Raw genomic sequence first — 1,046 nt, forward strand, 5'->3', positions numbered from 1 at the left:
GGCTTTGTAAGATATATTATCCCTGAATATATCACTAAACATGTAGGGCAAATGCAATGTAAATTATTCTTAGAAAATCCTGAAAATAACGATAGCACACATGTTGCTAACTTTTATTTTACTGTTAACGACAGCGGTATAACTAAAAGTGTAGGCAAAGAAATACGTGTGGAATTACTAGATGATATCGTAGAAAAAGTAATGAAAGACAATGTAGATATCTTCAAAGGACCTAAAGGAGATACTGGAGAACAAGGTCCAGCAGGACAAGACGGTAAAGATGGTAAAAATGGCATTAATGGTATCGATGGTATAAATGGTAATCCAGGACCTCAAGGTCCACCAGGACGAGATGGGAAAGATGGTGTTGACGGACAAGATGGTTCAGATGGAAAGTCGTTTGACTTTGAAAGTCTTACAGAAGAACAAAAAGCTGAAATTACACCTAAACTACCTGACTTTAGTAATTGGCAACAATATCAATTTACAAATAGTGATGGAACTAGAAAATGGCTTGGCACTTTGTCTCAACCTATAGAAACACTTGAACCTGGATTATATGAATGTTCCATACCAAGCGACTATAAATCTGTAAATGCCCCTGCTGATCCAAGCGGTGCGGGGTATATAGCAGAAATTAATGTTACAAAAGGACAGAGTGGAAGAAAGCATATTATTCTTATCCACAATTATCAAAATGATATTTGGTCTAAAACAATTCACACAGACGGTGACGACAGGGGCTGGGTTGCTGTTAATCCACAAGGTCAAAAATACAAACTGACAAACGATGATGGGACTAACTTTTCCAAAGGATATACAACGATAAATTTAAACAATGAAGACGAAATTAAAAAGATACCTCCAGGGATACGTTATATAACCAAAACGACTGGTTTGCCAACTGACGTAAGTTCTACAAATGGTTGGCTTTTTAAATTGGTTTGGTCAGACTCTCAACTATCTACAATATATTTCCAACCTTATAATTCTAGTCAATTATTACAAAGAGTAACTTATAACGGTTTGTCAGAATGGCGTTATAT

The 1,046-nt window shown here is 35.9% G+C and carries 1 protein-coding gene; it reads left to right on the forward strand.

Annotated elements, in window-relative coordinates; translation table 11 throughout:
* Positions 1-1,046: BppU family phage baseplate upper protein (locus tag ACFVU3_RS40270; protein ID WP_390073743.1), on the forward strand; the 1,046-nt coding region annotated here is incomplete at both ends.

Origin of the sequence: Streptomyces sp. NPDC058052 (genome assembly GCF_042885515.1) — a bacterium.
GTDB lineage: Bacteria > Actinomycetota > Actinomycetes > Streptomycetales > Streptomycetaceae > Streptomyces.